We start from the raw sequence: 1,864 nt of genomic DNA on the forward strand, positions 1-1,864 counted from the left end.
TACCTTTGCAGTCGCAAAAGAAACGGGTGACCTACCGGCGACGGAGGCGCAACGACCAACAGCGATCTTTGAGATAATTGATATTGACAAACAGAAGTGTAGTAACAAACGTTTAGGGAACGAAAGACCTAACCGTCAATTACGAACCTTTACTTAGGTAGAGATACACTAATAGATCAGAAGCAAGAACCATCTTCGGAGCAAGACAAACAGAATCAAGTACAATAAAATATTGACAAGGAAGAGTTTGATCCTGGCTCAGGATGAACGCTAGCGATAGGCTTAACACATGCAAGTCGAGGGGCAGCATGGTCTTAGCTTGCTAAGACTGATGGCGACCGGCGCACGGGTGCGTAACGCGTATGCAACTTGCCTCACAGAGGGGGATAACCCGTCGAAAGACGGACTAATACCGCGTACACTTACGGGAGGGCATCCTTCGGTAAGGAAATGAAATTCGCTGTGAGATAGGCATGCGTCCCATTAGCTAGTTGGTGAGGTAACGGCTCACCAAGGCAACGATGGGTAGGGGAACTGAGAGGTTGAACCCCCACACTGGTACTGAGACACGGACCAGACTCCTACGGGAGGCAGCAGTGAGGAATATTGGTCAATGGGCGAGAGCCTGAACCAGCCAAGTCGCGTGAAGGATGACTGTCTTATGGATTGTAAACTTCTTTTGTAGGGGAATAAAGAGAGGTACGTGTGCCTCAGTGAATGTACCCTACGAATAAGCATCGGCTAACTCCGTGCCAGCAGCCGCGGTAATACGGAGGATGCGAGCGTTATCCGGATTTATTGGGTTTAAAGGGTGCGTAGGCGGCCTGTTAAGTCAGCGGTGAAATCTAGGAGCTTAACTCCTAAATTGCCATTGATACTGGCGGGCTTGAGTGTAGATGAGGTAGGCGGAATGCGTGGTGTAGCGGTGGAATGCATAGATATCACGCAGAACTCCGATTGCGAAGGCAGCTTACTAAGGTACAACTGACGCTGAAGCACGAAAGCGTGGGTATCAAACAGGATTAGATACCCTGGTAGTCCACGCAGTAAACGATGATAACTGGGCGTATGCGATATACAGTATGCTCCTAAGCGAAAGCGTTAAGTTATCCACCTGGGGAGTACGCCGGCAACGGTGAAACTCAAAGGAATTGACGGGGGCCCGCACAAGCGGAGGAACATGTGGTTTAATTCGATGATACGCGAGGAACCTTACCCGGGATTGAAATGTAGATGACCGCTCCTGAAAGGGAGTTTTCCTTCGGGACATCTATGTAGGTGCTGCATGGTTGTCGTCAGCTCGTGCCGTGAGGTGTCGGCTTAAGTGCCATAACGAGCGCAACCCCTGTCTACGGTTGCCATCAGGTGATGCTGGGAACTCCGTAGAGACTGCCGTCGTAAGGCGTGAGGAAGGTGGGGATGACGTCAAATCAGCACGGCCCTTACATCCGGGGCGACACACGTGTTACAATGGTGGGGACAAAGGGCAGCTACCTGGCGACAGGATGCGAATCTCCAAACCCCATCACAGTTCGGATCGGAGTCTGCAACTCGACTCCGTGAAGCTGGATTCGCTAGTAATCGCGCATCAGCCATGGCGCGGTGAATACGTTCCCGGGCCTTGTACACACCGCCCGTCAAGCCATGGGAGTCTGGAGTACCTAAAGTCCGTAACCGCGAGGGTCGGCCTAGGGTAATACAGGTGACTGGGGCTAAGTCGTAACAAGGTAGCCGTACCGGAAGGTGCGGCTGGAACACCTCCTTTCTGGAGTTCTGAAAATGGGCTTTAGTATAGTTAGTGTAGTATGTACGTAATAGATGAGTTAGGTGGCTTTCCTGAGTGTGCGTACTCACTTCTGATGTC

Annotated in this window: 1 rRNA gene; it reads left to right on the forward strand. The window is 51.3% G+C overall.

Going from position 1 to position 1,864, the window contains the following annotated elements:
- The first annotated feature begins 235 nt into the window (after nucleotides 1-235).
- Nucleotides 236-1,765: ribosomal RNA gene (locus HMPREF1556_RS06340) — 16S ribosomal RNA — on the forward strand.
- The last annotated feature ends 99 nt before the right edge of the window (nucleotides 1,766-1,864 follow it).

It is taken from the genome of Porphyromonas sp. oral taxon 278 str. W7784 (assembly GCF_000467855.2).
Classification (GTDB): Bacteria; Bacteroidota; Bacteroidia; order Bacteroidales; family Porphyromonadaceae; genus Porphyromonas.